14 protein-coding genes and 3 pseudogenes are annotated in these 16,907 nt (G+C 70.5%); 9 read left to right on the forward strand and 8 right to left on the reverse strand.

Annotation, left to right across the window (positions count from 1 at the left end; translation table 11 throughout):
* Window positions 1-6 precede the first annotated feature (6 nt).
* Window positions 7-666 (reverse strand): annotated as a pseudogene (locus tag ACFWBT_RS16330) (aldehyde dehydrogenase family protein).
* A 12-nt stretch (window positions 667-678) separates the two neighbouring features.
* Between ACFWBT_RS16330 and ACFWBT_RS16335 the strand changes: the two are divergent.
* Window positions 679-879, forward strand: coding sequence for a helix-turn-helix domain-containing protein (locus ACFWBT_RS16335; RefSeq protein WP_385700513.1), 201 nt, complete (start codon window positions 679-681; stop codon window positions 877-879).
* A gap of 58 nt (window positions 880-937) precedes the next feature.
* On the opposite strand, the gene ACFWBT_RS16340 is transcribed toward ACFWBT_RS16335, so the two are convergent.
* The gene (locus ACFWBT_RS16340) at window positions 938-1,528 is read right to left on the reverse strand and encodes a TetR/AcrR family transcriptional regulator (protein WP_385700455.1); all 591 of its coding nucleotides are present in this window, start codon (window positions 1,526-1,528) and stop codon (window positions 938-940) included.
* 183 nt (window positions 1,529-1,711) lie between these two features.
* Here ACFWBT_RS16340 and ACFWBT_RS16345 point away from each other — a divergent pair, with 183 nt between their 5' ends.
* Entirely contained in the window at window positions 1,712-2,731 is a 1,020-nt protein-coding gene (locus ACFWBT_RS16345) for an aldo/keto reductase (RefSeq protein WP_385700457.1), read from the forward strand.
* Window positions 2,732-2,839: 108 nt separating this feature from the next.
* Here the strand turns inward: ACFWBT_RS16345 and ACFWBT_RS16350 are convergent, their stop codons facing one another.
* Window positions 2,840-5,203 (reverse strand): discoidin domain-containing protein, encoded by a 2,364-nt coding sequence (locus ACFWBT_RS16350; protein WP_385700459.1) that lies wholly within the window; start codon window positions 5,201-5,203, stop codon window positions 2,840-2,842.
* A gap of 234 nt (window positions 5,204-5,437) precedes the next feature.
* Here ACFWBT_RS16350 and ACFWBT_RS16355 point away from each other — a divergent pair, with 234 nt between their 5' ends.
* On the forward strand, window positions 5,438-6,136 hold the full coding sequence (locus ACFWBT_RS16355; protein ID WP_385700462.1) for a hypothetical protein: 699 nt from the start codon (window positions 5,438-5,440) through the stop codon (window positions 6,134-6,136).
* A 136-nt stretch (window positions 6,137-6,272) separates the two neighbouring features.
* Here the strand turns inward: ACFWBT_RS16355 and ACFWBT_RS16360 are convergent, their stop codons facing one another.
* The 3 genes from ACFWBT_RS16360 to ACFWBT_RS16370 form a co-directional block, all read right to left on the reverse strand.
* The gene (locus ACFWBT_RS16360; RefSeq protein ID WP_385700465.1) at window positions 6,273-7,244 is read right to left on the reverse strand and encodes a hypothetical protein; all 972 of its coding nucleotides are present in this window, start codon (window positions 7,242-7,244) and stop codon (window positions 6,273-6,275) included.
* 78 nt (window positions 7,245-7,322) lie between these two features.
* On the reverse strand, window positions 7,323-8,222 hold the full coding sequence (locus ACFWBT_RS16365) for a helix-turn-helix domain-containing protein (RefSeq protein ID WP_385700468.1): 900 nt from the start codon (window positions 8,220-8,222) through the stop codon (window positions 7,323-7,325).
* A gap of 49 nt (window positions 8,223-8,271) precedes the next feature.
* On the reverse strand, window positions 8,272-8,916 hold the full coding sequence (locus ACFWBT_RS16370) for a TetR/AcrR family transcriptional regulator (protein ID WP_385700471.1): 645 nt from the start codon (window positions 8,914-8,916) through the stop codon (window positions 8,272-8,274).
* Between the two features lie 160 nt (window positions 8,917-9,076).
* Here ACFWBT_RS16370 and ACFWBT_RS16375 point away from each other — a divergent pair, with 160 nt between their 5' ends.
* The gene (locus ACFWBT_RS16375; RefSeq protein ID WP_266764782.1) at window positions 9,077-9,529 is read left to right on the forward strand and encodes an iron chaperone; all 453 of its coding nucleotides are present in this window, start codon (window positions 9,077-9,079) and stop codon (window positions 9,527-9,529) included.
* Between the two features lie 243 nt (window positions 9,530-9,772).
* On the opposite strand, the gene ACFWBT_RS16380 is transcribed toward ACFWBT_RS16375, so the two are convergent.
* Window positions 9,773-11,191 (reverse strand): DEAD/DEAH box helicase, encoded by a 1,419-nt coding sequence (locus ACFWBT_RS16380; RefSeq protein ID WP_385700474.1) that lies wholly within the window; start codon window positions 11,189-11,191, stop codon window positions 9,773-9,775.
* Window positions 11,192-11,578: 387 nt separating this feature from the next.
* On the opposite strand from ACFWBT_RS16380, the gene ACFWBT_RS16385 reads away from it, so the two are divergent.
* On the forward strand, window positions 11,579-13,231 hold the full coding sequence (locus tag ACFWBT_RS16385) for a sigma-70 family RNA polymerase sigma factor (protein WP_385700476.1): 1,653 nt from the start codon (window positions 11,579-11,581) through the stop codon (window positions 13,229-13,231).
* 36 nt (window positions 13,232-13,267) lie between these two features.
* On the opposite strand, the gene ACFWBT_RS16390 is transcribed toward ACFWBT_RS16385, so the two are convergent.
* Window positions 13,268-13,888, reverse strand: coding sequence for a TetR family transcriptional regulator (locus ACFWBT_RS16390; protein WP_385700479.1), 621 nt, complete (start codon window positions 13,886-13,888; stop codon window positions 13,268-13,270).
* A gap of 230 nt (window positions 13,889-14,118) precedes the next feature.
* Between ACFWBT_RS16390 and ACFWBT_RS16395 the strand changes: the two genes are divergently transcribed.
* The 4 genes and pseudogenes from ACFWBT_RS16395 to ACFWBT_RS16410 all read left to right on the forward strand — a co-directional run.
* Window positions 14,119-14,739, forward strand: a complete 621-nt coding sequence (locus ACFWBT_RS16395) for an ATP-binding protein (RefSeq protein ID WP_385700482.1) — start codon at window positions 14,119-14,121, stop codon at window positions 14,737-14,739.
* A gap of 300 nt (window positions 14,740-15,039) precedes the next feature.
* Window positions 15,040-15,264 carry an SUMF1/EgtB/PvdO family nonheme iron enzyme gene (locus ACFWBT_RS16400; protein ID WP_385700484.1) on the forward strand — a complete coding sequence of 75 codons (225 nt, stop codon included), beginning with the start codon at window positions 15,040-15,042 and terminating at the stop codon, window positions 15,262-15,264.
* Window positions 15,242-16,169 (forward strand): annotated as a pseudogene (locus tag ACFWBT_RS16405) (aliphatic sulfonate ABC transporter substrate-binding protein). Before ACFWBT_RS16400 ends, ACFWBT_RS16405 begins: the two are co-directional and overlap by 23 nt.
* A pseudogene (locus ACFWBT_RS16410) lies at window positions 16,166-16,537 on the forward strand (sulfatase-like hydrolase/transferase); the annotation flags it as partial. The pseudogenes ACFWBT_RS16405 and ACFWBT_RS16410, both read left to right, overlap by 4 nt.
* Window positions 16,538-16,907 lie beyond the last annotated feature (370 nt).

Below are 16,907 nucleotides of genomic sequence, written 5' to 3' on the forward strand. Positions count from 1 at the left end.
GGTCCCTCAGAGCGACGTCATGACGTGCTTGATCCGGGTGTAGTCCTCGAAGCCGTACGCGGAGAGGTCCTTGCCGTAGCCGGACTTCTCGAACCCGCCGTGCGGCATCTCGGCGACGAGTGCCATGTGGGTGTTCATCCACACGCAGCCGAAGTCGAGGTCCTTCGACATCCGCAATGATCTCGGCCATCAGCAGGGTGGAGGCCGGGGTGGTGTCCGAGGGCTTGAGGACCACGGCATTGCCCGCCGCGAGGGCCGGGGCGAACTTCCACACGGCCATCAGCAGGGGGTAGTTCCACGGCGCGACCTGGGCGCACACACCGACCGGCTCGCGGCGGATGATCGAGGTCATCCCGTCCATGTACTCGCCGGCCGAGCGGCCCTCCAGCATCCGGGCCGCGCCCGCGAAGAAGCGGACCTGGTCGATCGCGGGGGCGAGTTCCTCGCTGCGGGTGAGATGCAGCGGCTCGCCGGTGTCCCGGCTCTCCGCGGCGACCAGCTCTTCGGCCCGCGCCTCCATCGCGTCGGCGATCTTCAGCAGCGCGCGCTGCCACACGGACGGGGTCGCGTCGCGCCAGACGGGGACGCCCCCGAGAGCGGGGAGGTCGCGTAGACGTCGCCGGTGCTGGGGTCCACCACCTCGAGGGTCCGGCCTACGCGCCCCATGGCTCGCAGCTGCTGGTCTCCGCCCGCACCTGGATGGAGCGCGACCGCCGCACCGAGACGGCTGCGGCGGCGCTCCACATCCACCCCAACACCCTCGCCCACCGGCTGCGCCGGTTCGGCGCGCTCGCCGACCGGGATCTGACGTCGACGGGTGCCCTGGCCGAGGTCTGGCTGGCGATCCAGGCGGCGGGAGCGCTCGGCCTCCCCGACTGAGCGGACCGGGTCGGCCGGGAGCGGCCTGCCCGGCTCGGGCTCCGGCGACGGAGGGGGATCAGTGGGCTCGGCGCAGGCCCGCGATGAGGAGTTCGACCAGTCGCCGCGCGTCATAGCGGGGGTCGTTGTCGGCGCCGATGCAGAGGTTGCCGACGCCGCGCATCAGCTCGTAGGCGCTCAGGCCGGGGCGGATCTCGCCGGACCCGGCCGCGGCGTCGAGGAGCTGGGCGCACACCGGGAGGAGCTGGTCGAGGAAATAGGTGTGCAAGGCCTCGAAGGCGGTGTTGTCGGGCTGGAGGACGGCGGCCAGTCCGTGTTTGGTCACGAGGAAGTCGACGAACAGGTCGATCCATCGCGCCAGCGCGGCATGGGGGGACGCGCAGTCCCTCAGCAGGGCCGGTCCCGCCTCGGCGCAGGCCTCGACCTGGTGCCGGTAGACGGCGACGACGAGATCCGCTCGCGTCGGGAAGTGGCGGTAGATCGTGGCCGTCCCGACACCGGCCTCGGCCGCGACATCGCGTACGGGTGCCTCCACGCCTGACGTGGCGAAGATCGAGGCGGCCGCGTCGAGCAGCGTCTCCTGATTGCGCCGGGCGTCGGCTCGTTTCGGCCGGGCCGCCTGCCCCGCGGTCTCGTCGCTGGCGCTCATCGCACCCTTCCCTCCGTGATCGAACCGCCGAACGGGACGGTGTTCCGTATCGGCTTGTTAAGTGGGACAGTGTTCCGTATCGTCAAACGGGACGGTGTTCCGTTTGTTCATGATGGCAGACCGGGAACCCGGCGACCAATCCGTCCACCACCACGCTTCACCCGCAATGGAGGCGACAGGATCATGCAGTACCGCACCTTGGGCAGCACCGGCGTACAGGTCAGCTCCCTCGCGCTCGGCGCGATGAACTTCGGCGCGATCGGGCGCACCACCCAGGACGAGGCCACCGCCATCGTCGATGCCGCCCTCGAAGGCGGGATCAACCTGATCGACACCGCCGACAGGTACAGCGACGGCGAGTCGGAGGAGATGGTCGGCAAAGCCATCGCCGGCCGACGCGACGACATCGTGCTGGCCACGAAGGCGGGCATGCCCATGGGCGACGAGCGGAACCATCGGGGCGGCTCGCGCCGCTGGCTGGTCACCGAGCTGGACAACAGCCTGCGCCGGCTCGGTGTCGACCATGTCGATCTCTACCAGATCCATCGATGGGACCCGAACACCAGTGACGAGGAGACGCTGTCGGCCCTGACCGACCTGCAACGCGCGGGAAAGATCCGCTACTTCGGCTCGTCCACCTTTCCCGCCCACCGACTCGTGCAGGCTCAATGGGCCGCACGCGAACACCACTTGAGCCGGTACGTCACCGAACAGCCCAGCTACTCGATCCTGCAGCGGGGGATCGAGACCCACGTGCTGCCCGTCACCGAGGAGTACGGGCTCGGTGTGCTGGTGTGGAGTCCGCTGGCCTCGGGCTGGCTGTCGGGCGCGGTCCGCGAGGGCCGGGACATCACCACGAGCCGCTCGACGTTCATGCCGCAGCGCTTCGACACCACCGTGCCCGCCAACCTGGCCAGGCTCGCCGCCGTCGAGCGACTGGCCGAAGTGGCCGACGGAGCCGGCCTGACCCTGATCCAGCTCGCCCTCGGATTCGTGACGGCGCATCCCGCCGTGACGAGCGCGCTCATCGGCCCCCGCACGGAGGCCCACCTGCGGGCGCAACTCGACGCCGCCGACACTGTGCTCTCCGCCGACGTGCTCGACGCGATCGACGCGATCGTCGCCCCCGGTACCGACCTCGCCGCCCACGAGAAGTACGACACTCCGCCCGCGCTCCTCGACCCGTCCCTGCGACGCCGTTGACAGCCGGGGCGGTCGACCGTCCCGCGACTCGTTCGAGGCACTGGCGGCCCTGCCCCGGGTCAGAGTTCCGGAACAGGACCGCCAGGAAGGTGGGGGACGGAGCCGCTCTCAGCCGGTGTAGGCCTCGAGTTCGGACAACTGTCCCGCGGGCCAGCCTGTGTTGCCCGTGATGGTGACCCGCAGATAGCGGGTGGGGGTGCCGGACAGGGTGAGGGTCGCGGTGTTGCCGCTCGCCGGGTTGAACGTGTAGCCGGCCGACGGCTTGAGCGTGGTGAACGTGGTGTTGTCGGTGCTCCCCTGGACGCTCAGAGTCTGGGTACGTGTGGCCCAGGCGGACGCCGGGGGCAGCTTGAGGACGACCCGCTTGACCGCCTTGGCGGCGCCGAGGTCGACGGTGACGGACTGCGGGAAGGCGTTGTTGGCGCTCTCCCAGTAGGTGTCGGCGTTGCCGTCCACGGCCTTGGAGGCGGGGTAGACGTCGGTGTGGCTCGTCTCGGTGACCGGCCGGTTCCTGGCGAGGTTCACGGTGGGGTCGGTCGGCGGATCGGTCGGCGGATCGGTCGGAGGATCGGTGGGCGGATCGGTGGGCGGCGGGGTGCCCCCGCCCGGCACTCCGCCGTTGGTCCACTTCGGGTCCGGCCAGGTACCGGTGCAGACCGGTGGGTCGGCGTACCAGCCGCTGTTGCCCGCGCCACGGGTGATCGCGAAGCCGGAACCGACGCAGTTGTGGATCGGGTTGGACTGGCCGATGTTCGTCGCCGTGACGTTGCTGAACGACGCCGACCCGGGTGCCTGGATCTGGAGTGCGTAGGTGCCTGCCCCGTCGATCCGTACATGGTCGAAGTGCAGCCCCTTCGTCGCTCCCTCGATGTTCATGATCGCGGCATAGGAACTGTCCAGGATCTCGCTGTCGGTGATGTTGACGGTCGCGTCCAGGGGTTCGTTGAGGCCGCTGAACCAGACCGCGCCGACCCCGAACTGCCAGTTGTAGTCGCTGTTCCCGGTCCGTATCAGGGTGTTGCGGGCGGCCGTGGTGGTGCCGGACACGGCGGTGCCCTGGCCGGAGTTGACCCCGGGATAGCGGTTCGCGACGTGCAGGCCGCCGCCGTTGGTGATGGTGTCCGACATGACGTTGTCGGAGAGGGTGATGTCCCTGCCGCCGTACGTGACGATGTTGTTCGCGAGGATCGGCAGGACCACCGTGTTGAAGGTGAACTTGTTCCTGACGTTCGGGACGCTCTCCGCCCACATCGCGAGCCCGTCGTCACCCGTGTTCCGTACGAAGGTGTCGGTGACGGTGGAGTTGGTGACGCCCACGTGGAAGTTCACGCCGTCGGCGGTCTGATCCAGGATGCGGCTGTTCTTGATGGTGAAGTTGTCCATCGGCCCGTCCATCCAGGCCCCGCATTTGGTGTGCTGCATCCACACGTTGTCGACCGTCGAGTCGGACATCGCGCCGCCGATGGCGTTGACCTGGTCGTTGTCCTCACGTTCCCGGATGTCGCCGATGACGGCGAAGTCCTTGAGGTCGACGTTCCTGCTGCCGCCCTGAGCGGCGTACTTGCCGTACACGCCGACGGCCTTCGACCGGTTCGACGGGTCACGCCCTGTCAGCACGCTGTACCAGGGGCCCGCCCCGGCCAGCGTCACCTGGTCGACGACGATGTGATCGCGTACCTGGAAGGTGCCCTGCGGGATGTACACGGTCTTGCCCTGCGCCTTGCCCGCGTCGACCGCGGCCTGGATCTTGGCGGTGGAATCCGCCGTACCGGTCGGGTCCGCGCCGAAGTCGCTCACCACGTCCAGAGCGCCGGAGGGCTTGCCGATCGCCGCGCCCACCTGCTCGAAGTCGGCGAGGTCGATGGTGAACGTCGGTGCGGCGCTCGTGGAGGAGACCTGCAGGCGCACCTTGCTGCCGACCGGCAGCGTGGAGCCGAACGTGGTGCGGGTCTCGTCGTAGAAGTGGTGCGGGTTGGTGTCGCCGGGGTTGTTGTTGAAGGGGTAACCGCCGTAGTACCAGCCGTACTTGGAGGTCACCGGGACGCTCTTGAGCTGGTTCCCGTTCACCTTCAGGTCGAGGCTCGCGTCACGCCCCGTGCCGGCGGCGTTGTCCGGCAGCGAGTAGCGGAACGACATGGCGTTGGCCGGTGCGGTCAGTGTGAACTCGACGTACTCGCCGGCCGCGTCCAGCGTCACCGCCTGACGGCCGGACGCCTCGGAGGGGAGATGGCCGTACAGGCGGTCCGGCCCGATGAGGGTGCCGTTGGTGGCGGCGTACTCGGCCTCCTGTTCCTTGAACGGAACGTCGGCGCCCCGGCCGGAGATCCCGACAGGGGAGGGGGCGGGCACTCCCGCCGCGACCGCGTGGGGGGCGAGTGCCACCGCCGCGACCGTGCCGGCCGCGGCGAGAGCCAATGACACGGATGCGGCTACGCCGCGGCGCAGGGGTCTGCCTTGGGGAGAGGAAGTCACAGGCGTGCGTCCTTAGGGCTCGTGGGGTGAGCGGACGCAAGAAGGCTAGGAGCGAGAGCAAGGTAAGTCTATAAACGTGCGCAAGATTGATACGGGACATTGCAAATTTGCGACTATGGGCCGCGATGGGTGGGCTGTTGACGTCGGCTTACGTCCCCTTCGGCCGGTGTGATTGACGCGAGGACCGCAGGGGAACGCCTACGCGCAGACGTTCGAGCGGTTGACTGAGGTTCCATGTGCGGGCGGCTCACCGTCCCCGAAGGACTGCACGACCGCCTGAGGTCACGTTGGACGGCGGAGGAGGAGGTCGAGTGGCACGAACGACTCCTCGACAATGCCCGCGTCCTGGCGCAGCCCGGCGGCACCTGGTTGGATCTGCCCGTTCTGGCCGGGTACTGGTGGCGGAACCTGATATGGCACATGTGGCACTGCGCGCCCGAGAAGGCCGCGGCGCTGGTCGTGTATCCGAGTTGGCAGATGGCCCGGATCCAGCGGCTGGAGGCGCGGGAACTGCTGGCCGACCTGGCCCTGGTCGACACCCCGGAGTCCAGGGCCGCCGCTTCGGTGATCGAGGAGGTCATGAGCCGACTGGATCCCGCCGCGCCCCATGACCCGAAAGAGCTGGCCCAGGAGCTGTTGCAAGCCCTGGGCCTCACCGAGCAGATGGTCGTCGACCGGCAGCCTCCGGCGCATCATGCGATCCTGCACCTACCGGTCTGGACACAGGACTTCGCGATGTCACCTGACAGCACATGGTTGGTGGCGGTCGGACGGGACAAGCACATCAGGATCTACGACGTGGCGGCCCAGGCCGTACGGCAGGTGATCCCGGCCCCGCCCGAGGTGGGCTATCACTGCGCCGTAGCCCCGGACGGCACCTTCATCATGACCAAGTCCGCCGGTGAGGACACTCCACACCGAGAACATCAATGAATGCCACATGTCGCCGGACCGGACCCACCTGTTGACCATGGACCGCGAGGGCACACTCATCGTGTGGGACGCGGCCGCCGTCGTCCCCTGACCCGGTGCCTCTCGCGCACCGGCCGGCCCGAGTGCGGCCGCGGCACTAGTCGTCGAGGTGGGCGAGGATCAGGTTGGGGTCCTTGGCGGTGATCCAGCCGGCGCTCAGTACGTAGACGGTGTGGCCCCGCAGCGCGATGGATGTGGGGTTCTGCAGGCCGTCGGCGGGGTTCAGCACGGTGGAACGGCTGCCGTCGGGCTCGACGAGCGCGACTTCGCTCGGGCCGTCGAGGGCGGCGAGGAACTGGTCGCCGTGACCGGTGAAGGCGAAGTCGTCGATTCCCGTCAGACCGGTGGCCCTGGTGCGGACCGAACCGGCACGCCCGTCCTGCCGGATCGGGATGCGCAGGACGGTGCCCCTGTCGAGGTTGGTGACCCAGACCGCTCCCTTGTGGACCTTCAGGCCGTTGGCGCCGAGGAATCCGGTGGCGGCCAGTTCCGGCGCGGTGGACCAGGCGGTGGGGGTGCCGCCCGTGATGGGCAGGCTCCAGACGGTGCCGCGTGCGGAGTCGGCGACGTACAGAGTGCGGGTGCGCGGGTCCAGAGCCAGGCCGTTGGGCAGGCCGTCCGCGGGCAGCGCGGCGATCCGCCGCGGTTCGCCGCCGGGGCGCAGGCGCCACACGCCGGTCAGGTCGGAGGTGCCGGTGGCATACAGGAAGTACAGCGTGCCGTCGTGGGCACGGACGATGCCGGAGGTCAGCGGGAAGCCCAGCACCGGGGTGTGGACGCCGCCGTCGGCGGGTTCGGGCAGCGTGGCCAGAATCCTGGTGGTGCCCCCGGGGGAGACCTCGGCGATCTGGCGGGCCTTGGCGAAGGTGACGTACGCGGTGCCACGGGGTGTCAGGGCGATGTTCTCCGGTGTCTGGCCCTTGGCCAGGTCGAAGTGCGCGGCGATGCGTGCGTTGTCCAGCGGGGCCGGGACGGCTGCCGCCGAGCCGGGGGTGAGCGCCGCGGTCGCGACAGCGGCCACGACAAGGGCGGCCGCGGGCACGGCGGACGTGGAGAGCTTCTTCAACATGGTTCCTTCTCCGATTTCGGGCGTGCGTCGGTGAGTGAGCGGGAGCGGCGTCGGCGGGTACCGGTCGGCCGGTGTCGGTCAGCCGCTGCCGGCCGGGGTGCCCGGCCGCGCCGGGGCGGCCGGGACGTCGTCCCGGGTGATGGCCCGGGCGAGGAGCGCCAGCGCCGCCCGGGAGGGCGAGCCCGCCTCCGTGGTGGCGACCACGACGCTGGGACCGGCCCCGTGGCTCAGGGTCTGCTGCAGGACGGTGAGCGGGCCGACCAGCGGATGCCGCATCTCATAGGATGCGACGGTGCAGGCCTTGATGCGATGGTCGGCCCACATCGAGGCGAACTCCGCGCTCTGCGCGCTGAGTTCACCGAGGAGGGCGTGCAGGGCGGTGTCCTGCGGGTGCTGGGCCGCCACCAGGCGGAGATTGCCGACGACCGCTCTGGCCTTGCTCGGCCAGTCCGCGTACAGGTCGCGGGTATGCCGGTCGAGGAAGACGAGCGCGGCCATGTTGGGCCGTTGGGCCGGGAGGCCGGGGGCGCCGGGATCCAGGTGCCCCGCGAACAGCGCGTGGCCGAGGCGGTTCCACGCCAGTACGTCACCGCGCAGCCCGAGCGTGATCGCGGGAGTGTCCGCCAGCGCTTCCAGCAACTGCCCTGTCGCGAGCGTAACTTGCTCCGGAGCGGGCCGTCGACGCCGGACGCGGGGCCGGCCGGCCCGGGCCAGGTCGTGGAGGTAGCCGCGTTCGGACTCGTCCAGGCGCAGGGCCCCGGCGATGGCGTCCAGCACCTCGGGTGAGGCGCTCGGCGACTGCCCCTGTTCGAGCCGGGTGTAGTAGGAGGCGCTCACCCCGGCCAGCAGCGCCAGTTCCTCGCGCCTCAGCCCTGGCACACGGCGCCGCTCCCCGTAGGTGGCCACCCCGGCGTCCGCCGGCCGCAGTTGGGAGCGCCGGGCCTTGAGAAAGTCTCCGAGCTGCGATTTTCCGGTCATGGATCCGAGTATGTGCCGCCTCCGGCCCTACAGCCTGCCCCAACTGTGGCTAGGCACCAGGGGGTTCGGCTCCCTCCTCGGAGCGTCGCGAAACCGGGCCGCCCTGGCCCGTGGTTCCGTAGGCGGCCATGAACATGTCCAGCAGGCCGTCGACCGCGGCCTCGTCGATGGGGCGGGCCGACAGGAGGCTGCGGTAGTACAGGGCGCCGCACAGCACCTCGGCGGCGAATTCCAGGTTCGCCCCCGCGGTCAGTTCCCCGGTGTGCTGGGCGCGGGTGATCCGGTCGAGGGTGCTCTGCTCGACGGTGGCCAGGAAACGTTCGTGCAGGGTCGCCCGCAGGGTGGGATCGGCCTGTGCTTCGGCGATGACCGCGCGGTAGACGGGGCCGATCGGCGGGCTGGAGAGGGCGAGGCCCGAACGGAGGAACTGCTCCCGCAGGTCCCCTCGGACGTCCCTGGTGTCGCGGTAGTCCAGGTCGCTGGTCCAGACACGGCTGAGCGCGTCGAGCAGCAGTGCCGCCTTGGAGGGCCAGCGCCGGTAGATCGTGTGCTTTCCGACCCCGGCCCGTCGGCCGACCGCCTCGATGCTCAGGCCCGCGTAGCCGACCTCGGCGGCCAGATCGAGGGTCGCCTGGAGCAGCTCGTCGGTGCGCGCGGCGCCTCGGCGGCGCGGCATGGCGGGTGGCTCGGTCATGAGGCCACTCTAACGGCACGATCCGTGCCGTTGACAATGCCGGGATCGCGCGGGATATTCAGGCATTATCGGCACGGTGCGTGCCGATGGTGGGATAGTGGTGTGACGCCACATACAAGCCCGACATCACGCACATCAGATCCTCAAGGGGACATCTGCCATGAGCAGCAGCGAAAGCGCCAAGCACGAGGGATTCACGGCCGAGGAGCGGGCCGCGATGAAGGACCACGCCCAAGAGCTGAAGAAGGAGGCCCGCCGCAGCTCGCGCGCGGACAAGGCGGCCGAGGCCGAGCGGGACGTGGTCGCGAAGATCGCCGAGATGCAGGACTCCGACCGGGTCATGGCCGAGCGCGTCCACGCCGTCGTCAAGGCCAACGCGCCGGTCCTCGCGCCGAAGCTCTGGTACGGCATGCCCGCCTACGCGCTGGACGGCAAGGTCGTCTGTTTCTTCCAGAGCGCGGAGAAGTTCAAGGCGCGCTACGCGACGCTCGGGTTCAGTGACCAGGCGAAGCTGGACGAGGGCACGATGTGGGCCAGCGCCTTCGCCCTGACCGAGCTGACGGACGAGGCGGAGGCGCGGATCGCCGCGCTGGTGAAGCAGGCGGTGAGCTAAGGGCGTACCCGGAGAGGCCTCGGGCGAGGTTGGTGAGGTCGAGGCCTCCCGGCGTCGACGGCTTCCCGGCGTCGACGGCTTCCCGCCGTCGAGGGCTTCCCGGCGTCGACACGGCGCAGGCCGACGCCGCGCAGGCCGACGCCGCGCAGGGCCCCTCCGTTCGTGGAGCGGGCCCTGCGTACGCCTCTTCCTCGCCTTCGTGGCCGCGCGGGACCTCGCCCCGGAGGGCGGCTCCGTCCCGCGTCAGCGACCCCTGCGTACCCGGGCCGCCGCACGGGCCTCCGCGGCCTTTCGGGCGTCCGCGGTCTTACGGGACTCCTTGGCGGCGCGCCCCGGCCGGGTGCCGAGCCCGCGGAAGGGCGCGTTGCCGGTGTTGGTCTTCGTCTCGGTCGGCGGGCGCCTGGCACCGGTGATGTCCGACAGCGCCGTCTCGCCCGAGCGCACCTGGGTGACGACCGGCCGGATCCCGGCCTCGGACATCAGCCGGTTCACATCGCGCCGCTGGTTGGGGGTGACCAGAGTGACCACGCTTCCGGACTCGCCGGCGCGCGCCGTGCGCCCGCCCCGGTGGAGGTAGTCCTTGGCGTCGGCCGGAGGGTCGACGTTGACGACGAGATCGAGCGCCTCGATGTGGATGCCTCGCGCGGCGACGTTGGTGGCCACCAGCACGTTGATCTCACCATTCTTGAACTGGGCGAGCGTGTGCGTGCGCTGCGGCTGCGACTTCCCGCTGTGCAGGGCGGAGGCCCGGATGCCGCTGGCCCGCAGGTGGCGGGTGAACTGGTCCACGCCTGCCTTGGTGTCCAGGAACATCAGTACCCGGCCGTCCCGCGCGGCGATCTCGGTCGCCGTCGCGTACTTGTCGGCGCCGTGGATGTTCAGCACATGGTGTTCCATCGTGGTGACCGAGCCCGCCACCCGGTCGACCGAGGCGAGAACCGGGTCGTGAAGGTAGGTCTGTACGAGCTGGTCGACGTTGTGGTCGAGCGTGGCCGAGAACAGCAGCCGCTGTCCGTCGGCAGGGACCTGGTCGAGGAGGTCCGAGACCTGCGGCAGGAAGCCCAGGTCGCACATCTGGTCCGCCTCGTCCAGCACCGTGATCCGCACGTGGTTCAGGACGCAGTCCCGGCGTGACACCAGGTCGGTCAGCCGCCCAGGCGTGGCGATGAGCACCTCGACGCCGGTCCGCAGCAGGGCCTGCTGCCGGTTGATCGACAGGCCCCCCACCACCGTCGCCAGTCGTACGTTCAAGGTCTGCGCGTACGGTTCCAGCGCGTCGCTCACCTGCTGTGCGAGCTCCCGGGTCGGCACCAGGACCAGCGCCAGCGGCCGCTTCGCCTCCGCGCGCCGGCCCGCGGTCCGTGCGAGCAGGGCGAGTCCGAAGGCCAGTGTCTTGCCGGAACCGGTCCGCGCGCGGCCGAGGACGTCATGCCCGGCCAGCGCGTTGGGCAGCGTCGCGGCCTGGATCGGGAAGGGCTCCGTCACCCCGAGGCCGGTCATCTTCTTCACCAGTTCCGGCGGCAGGCCGAGTGCGTCGAACGACGCGGCCGGAGGCAGGCCCGAGGCCAGGGTCTGTGGTGTCGAGACGTCGCCCTCCGGCGCTGTCGTCGGCCGGCGCTCGCCGGCGGGGGAGAGTCCAGGGGCCGGCGGCTTCGCGTTCATGGGGAACCTTCCTCAGTCTGACGCCCGGAACGCCCCGGGGCCCGTACCTCTTGGCACGGGCCCCGGCGACACGAAGCGTGCCCCCATTTTACCAGCGGGCTCTTGGGTGCCCGCCGGTCCGCCATCCGGCGCTGCGCGTGCCCGCCGTCCGGCGGACAGACGTGCGGCGGGCGATGCGGGTACATGGTCGAATCCGGGCAAGGCCGCCATAGCGCTCCGACTCATTCGGACGGGGTGGCCCGGATGTGACCTTTCCCATTGCGGCCGACGGACCGAGGCGGCAAGTGTCTCCCGCAACGAGTCTCCGAAGAACTGTTATCCGAGGTTCTGCGGGCGGTCTCCCAGGTGACGGCAGCATCGTTCGGAGTCGAGGACAGGGAAGTTTTCATGAGGAGACAGCACGGGGTGGCGACGGCGGCACTGGTGACTGCCGCCCGAGCGGGTGACGGAGAGGCCCAGGACGCTCTGGTCAGCACCTTCCTGCCGCTGGTCTACAACATTGTGGGACGAGCCCTGAACGGCTCTGTCGATGTCGACGACGTCGTACAGAACACCATGCTCCGCGCCCTGGACGGTCTGGAGGGGCTGCGGTCGCCGGAGAGCTTCCGCCCCTGGCTGGTCGCGATCGCGATGAACCAGGTCCGGGCGCACTGGCAGGACCGGCAGCTCGCCCCGGGCGCCGTGGAGGAGGCCGAGGAGCTCGCGGACCCCGGCGCCGACTTCGTGGACCTGACGATGGTGCGGCTCCAGCTCTCCGGCCAGCGCCGGGAGACCGCGCTGGCGACCCGCTGGCTCGAGCCCGACGATCGGGGAGTCCTCTCCCTGTGGTGGCTGGAATGCGCCGGTGAACTGACCCGGACCGAGGTCGCCGAGGCACTGGAGCTCTCGCCGCAGCACACGGCGGTCCGGGTGCAGCGGATGAAGGCGCAGCTGGAGACGGCCCGTGTGGTGGTACGCGCCCTCGACGGCCGGCCGCCCTGCGAGGAACTGCGGGGCGTCCTCGCTTCCTGGGACCGCCGCCCCTCGGCCCTGTGGCGCAAGCGAATAGCCCGGCACGCCCGCGACTGCGCACGCTGCTCCGGCCTGTGGAGCGGACTGGTGCCGGCAGAGGGACTGCTGGCCGGCCTGGCGCTGATCGCCGTATCGCCCGGGCTGCTCGCGGCCCTGCGGACCACCTCCGACGGGATGGCCGCCGCGGGGTCGACATCGCAGCTCAAGGCCGTCGCGGGCCACGCAGAAGCGGGCTCGGTCACGGTCGGGCACCGTGCGCCCCGGGGCGGAGCGACCTCCCGCAGCGAGGCGCGCCGACGCCGGCGCGTCCGGCGCCGGGCCGTGGGCGGTGCCGTCCTGGCGGCCTGTGTGGCGGGCGGTGGCCTCTGGTATCTCGGTATCGGGCCCGGGACACGAACCGACGAGGCGACCCCCTCGCGCACCGCGGGCGACTCCGTCATGGACCTCGCGGCACCCGGCGCCGCCGGCCCTCCCGCGTCCGAGTCGGCCTCGGCGTCCCCCTCTTCATCGGAGTCCGCGTCGAAGCGGCCGAAGGCGAAGACCTCGAAATCGCCCCGCCCTGCCAAGTCGAGCGCGTCGGCCACCCCTTCCTCGGTTGCCCCGACTCGGCGGGTGTCCGCCGCACCCCAGGCGCAGTCGGCCCCCACAGGCACCGTGGCCCAGGTCGTCGCGCTGGTGAACAAGGAGCGGGCGGCCGCCGGCTGCGGTCCGGTCACCGAGGACGCGCAGTTGGAGGACGCCGCCCTGGCCCACTCCGAGGACATGGCCGCCCGCGACTTCTTCGAGCACAGCAACCCCGACGGCGCCGACCCCGGTGAGCGCATCACCACCGCGGGCTACCGCTGGTCCACCTACGGCGAGAACATCGCCATGGGCCAGCAGACCCCGCAGGCGGTGATGGACTCCTGGATGAACAGCCCCGGCCACCGCGCGAACATCCTGAACTGCTCGTTCAAGAACATCGGGGTGGGGGTGCACAAGGGGTCGGGCGGCCCGTGGTGGACCCAGGACTTCGGGGCCAAGCTCTGACGCCCGGTGATCCGCCTAGAACGGCGCATCCGCGGGTCAAGGCTCGGGCCGACAAGCCTCAGGTGTGACGTGCCAGCCGGGCTCGAGGCGGTCGAGGAGGGCGTGGAACGCCGCGTCCGTCCGGTCCCGGTCGTCCTCGGCCAGCGAAGCGACCAGCAGGCCGAAGGTCGCGTCGACCAGGAGCGTGGACTCTGTCCGGGCCCGGGCCTCGGTCATGCCGAGGTCGCGGAAGACGGAGGTGAGGAGGCCGGTCCACTCGGTCAGCATGTCGAGCATGATGGGCCCGTACCGGTCGGGATGCAGAAGGCTGGCCGTCACGATCTCGAGGTAGAGGGGGAGCGCGGCGCGCAGGCCGGGAGCCCTGAACTGCTCCCAGCTCTCCTCCATGAAGCGGCGCAAGCCCGCCGGGTCCTGGGGAGAGCCGGGGGGGCCGAGCGCGCCCCGGGCCCGTAGGAGGGGTCGCCTCTCGTCGAGGGCGAGCGCCTCGGCGACCATGCGTTCCTTGGTCCCGAAGTAGTAGAGGAGCATGCGGTCGCTGGTACCCAGCTCCTGGGCGAGAGGTCGCAGGGAGAGATCCGCCAGGCCGTGGCGAATCATGTACAGGCGGACCCGGTCGATCAGATCGCGTCGTTTGGCCTGGTCGGGCGGCCGTGGCATGGGGCTCCCCCTGTGGCTGCGTGCGGCTCCGTAACACCGAACACACTCCATATGCCCGGATGGGTACCATCGGAAAGCATATTTACCGTAGCGAGTGCTACATGTATATTTGCTATCGTGACGAGCGCCATGTAAACGCGTGACCTGGCACATGCCTGAACCAGTCATCGACGGGTTCCGTACCGCCCCGGCAGCCGTGGTCGCCAGCAGTGCAGAAGGGACTGATTCCCATGGCCCCCGGGGCCATCGACTTCCCGGCGATACCTCGCCGTGGGCGTCTCGCACGGTTCTACCGCCGGCCCGAGGGGTCGGGGCGCGAGGATGCCGAGAACCGGGCGGAGGAGAAGGACCGGTCCGGCCCGGCCGCCCCCACCTCGTGGCTCGCCCGGCACCAGGCTCTCTGGTCGCGCGCCCTGGAACCCATCCGGCCGTTCGACGCGCCGCGCGCCCGTGTCACCGCCTGGGACACCTCCTGGCCCCTGACGCGGGAACTGACCTCCGCGCGCCGGGCCCGCCGTCTGGTGACCGCGCAACTGGCCGACTGGGATCTGGAGGCTCTGGCCGACACCGCGGAACTTCTGGTCAGCGAACTGGTCACCAACGCTTTGCGCCACACACGCGGCCCTCTGCGGCTCAACCTGTGCGCGCGTGGCTCCCGCCTGCGGTGCGAGGTCGAGGACACGGACCCCGCCGGCCCGGTACGCCGGGAGGTCGACGCCGACGCGGAGGGCGGACGCGGTACCGAACTGCTCGATCTGCTCGCCGAATCCTGGGGCAGCACGCGGATGCCCACCGGCAAGACCATGTGGTTCGAAATCCCGCTGCAGACGCCTTCGTCATTCCTGCTGTGACCGGACCGCTCGGCGGATCACCGGTGCCGTAGCCTCGGAGTGAAGATCACCTCTTGAGGGGGCCGGGAGAACGAGGCCGAGTCCAGTAGCTGTTGCGCGCCCGCGGCCGGCCGGGGTGATGCCGGAACCTCCTCGGGGCCGGCCGTCCGTGACCCACAGGGCCGCGGGGCGACGTACGACGGCCGCCGAGCCCCGACCGACCGGAACCGGGAAGAGCCCGCGGCACGCGAACAGGATGCCGCGACGCCCCCGCGTGAACAGGGAAGCGCGGCGACTCGCCACGCACCGGATTCCGCGCCTGTGCACGGACGGGACGCGAGCCTGCTGCTCGACGGCGGCACCTTCCTGATGGGGACACGGGACACGGACGGTTTCCCCGAGGACGGCGAGGGTCCCGTACGCGAGGTCACCTTTTCGCCGTTCCGGATCGACGCCCACGCGGTGACCAACGTCCGCTTCGCCCACTTCGTCGACGCCACCGGCCACCACCCTCGCGCTCTCCGTGTCCGCCTGCTCCTCGGGTGACGACGACGGCGGCGACGGCGGCGCGACGACGATCCGGTTCGGCTACAAAGCCGACTACAACGGAGCGTCCCTGCTCGCCATCGCCGACGAGCGGGGACTGTGGAAGAAGCACGGCCTGTCCGCCTCGTACAAGACGTTCGTCAACGGCCCCATCCAGATCCAGACCCTGGGCGGCGGAGACCTGGACTACGGCCACATCGGACCCGGCGCCATCTGGCTGCCCGCCTCGGGCAGGGCGAGGATCGTCGCGATCGACACGCTGACCTACGCGGACCGTGTGATCGCCAAGCCGGGGATCACGTCCTTGGCGGGCCTGAAGGGCAAGAAGGTCGGTGTGTCGGAGGGCACTTCGGGCGAGATGATCCTCAACCTCGCGCTGCGCGAGGCGGGGATGACCATGGACGACATCAAGAAGGTCGCCATGGACGCGCCGACCATCGTCTCCGCCTTCTCCTCCGGGCAGATCGGACGGCGCCGACGTCAACTACCCGCTCATCGACACCATCAAGCAGAAGGTGCCCGACCTGGTCGAGGTGGCGAGCGCGGAGAACATCGGGGGTTCGTTCCCGACCGCCTTCGTCACCGGTGCGAAGGTGAACGCGGCCACCGAGGCGAAGGTGGTCAAGGTCCTCCAGGAGGCCAACGACTGGCGGGCGGCGCATCCTGCCGAGTCCGTCAAGCTCACCGCGAAGCTCCTGAAGGTCGCGGAGGACAAGGTCGAGGCGGACGCGAGCCACGTCAAGACGCTCACCACCGCCGAACTGGTCGCCTGGACCAAGGACGGCACCGTGGACAAGTGGCTGGACGTCATGACGGACTTCTTCGTCAGCACCGGGCAGCTGAAGAAGGCGCCGCCCGCGGACTCCTTCTACGCGGGTGACGGCTACACGAAGGCCGCCTCGTGAACATCCTGTTCCTGATGACCGACCAGCACCGGGTGGACACGCTGGGGTGCTACGGAAACCCGCACGTCGCCACCCCGAACCTGGACCGGCTCGCCGCCACCGGCACTCGCTTCGACCGCTTCTACACCCCCACCGCCATCTGCACTCCGGCCCGGGCCAGCCTGCTCACCGGCCAGGCGCCGTTCCGGCACCGGCTCCTCGCCAACTACGAGCGCAACGTGGGTTATCTGGAGGACCTGCGCGAGGACGCCTTCACCTACCCCGGCGCGCTCGCCGAGCGGGACTACCAACTGGGCCAGGTCGGCAAGTGGCACGTCGGCACCCGACGCAACGACGGATCCCTCGGCGGCTGGCAGGCCCAGGGCTGGGGCACGGCCGGCTGGGCGACGGCGACGGAGCAGGACCCCGGCACCTTCGTCACCCACTCCGCCGGCGCCACCGACCCGGCCTACCTGGTCACGTCCGCCCGGGCTCCCGCGCAGACCCGCGCCGAGGCCGACCTGCGGGTGACGGCCGAGGGCGGCGCGGCGGGTCTGGTCCTTGCCTACCAGGACACCGGCGACCACGTCGTGGCCTGGCTCGACCGGAGCCGCGACGCCCTGGTCACCGACGTCCGGGTGAACGGCGTCAGCGCGGGGGAACAGGTGACGGCGCTGCCCTCCGGCTTCCAGTGGAGCGCCTGGCGCAACGTCGCCGCCGAACTGCGCGGCACCCGCCTCACCGTCGAGGTCAGCGCGG

It is taken from the genome of Streptomyces sp. NPDC060027, from assembly GCF_042737005.1.
Lineage (GTDB): Bacteria > Actinomycetota > Actinomycetes > Streptomycetales > Streptomycetaceae > Streptomyces.